Source organism: Streptomyces sp. NPDC002698, from assembly GCF_042888945.1.
Taxonomy (GTDB): domain Bacteria; phylum Actinomycetota; class Actinomycetes; order Streptomycetales; family Streptomycetaceae; genus Streptomyces.
Genome location: NZ_JBIAQM010000092.1, coordinates 1 through 1,193, shown reverse-complemented (window position 1 = coordinate 1,193; position 1,193 = coordinate 1). Strand labels below are relative to the sequence as shown.

At 70.7% G+C, this 1,193-nt stretch carries 1 rRNA gene and 1 pseudogene; both read left to right on the top strand.

What is annotated here, in order from left to right:
• A 5S ribosomal RNA gene (rrf, locus tag ACFYW9_RS41420) occupies positions 1-91 on the top strand; the annotation flags it as partial.
• Between the two features lie 98 nt (positions 92-189).
• A pseudogene (locus tag ACFYW9_RS41415) lies at positions 190-1,193 on the top strand (hypothetical protein); the annotation flags it as partial.

Sequence of the window (1,193 nt, the reverse complement as noted above, 5' to 3'; positions counted from 1 at the left end):
GCCCGGTTACATTCCGAACCCGGAAGCTAAGCCTCACAGCGCCGATGGTACTGCAGGGGGGACCCTGTGGGAGAGTAGGACGCCGCCGAACTAAATTTGGAGGACCCTTGGTCCCAGCGACTCGCTGGGACCAAGGGTCCTTTTTTGTTTCACCGAAGCGCGCCGGGTACCTGGCTGCGCGAGAATGACTTGCGGTACCGAAGACAGGAGTCACCCATGTCCACCAACTCTCCCGACGAGCGACCGGAGCGCGACCAGCGCCGTCGTGACAGTGGTGACCGCGGTGACTACCGCGGCGGCCCGCGCCGAGACAACGACCGTGGCGGCTCCGGCCGGCGCGACGACAACCGAGGTGGCGGTGATCGTGGCGGCTTCCGTCGCGACGACAACCGTGGCGGCAGCAGTGGCGGCAGCGGTGGCGGTGCCCCCCGTGGCCGTGACGACCGTCGTGAGGGCGATCGGGGCGGCCGGCCGCCGTTCCGTCGTGATGACCGTCAGGGCGCCCCGCGCCGCGACGACCGCGGCGGCAGCGGCGGTGGATTCCGTCGGGACGGGGACCGTCCTGCCTTCAACCGCGATGATCGGGCCAGCGGTCCGCGCCGCGACGACGACCGTGGTGGGTTCCGTCGTGACGACCGTGGTGGTAGCGGTGGCGGTGACCGTGGTGGGTTCCGTCGTGATGACCGTGGTGGTAGCGGTGGCGGTGACCGTCCGCCCTTCCGTCGCGATGACAACCGCGGTGGTGGCAGCGGTGGTGGTTTCCGCCGTGACGACCGTGGTGGTAGCGGTGGCGGTGACCGTGGTGGGTTCCGTCGCGATGACCGTGGTGGTAGCGGCGGCGGCGACCGTGGCGGCTTCCGCCGGGACGCGGACCGTCCGTCGTCCTTCCGTCGTGACGAGCGGCCCAGCAGCCCGCGCCGCGACGACGACCGCGGTGGCTTCCGTCGTGACGACAGCCGTGGTGGCGGCGACTTCCGCCGTGACGACAGCCGTGGTGGCGGCGACTTCCGCCGTGACGAGCGCAGGGACAGCGACCGTCCGCCCTTCCGTCGCGATGACAACCGCGGTGGTGGCAGCGGTGGTGGTTTCCGCCGTGACGACCGTGGTGGTAGCGGTGGCGGTGACCGTGGTGGGTTCCGTCGCGATGACCGTGGTGGTAGCGGTGGCGGTGACCGTGGTGGGTTCCGTCGCGA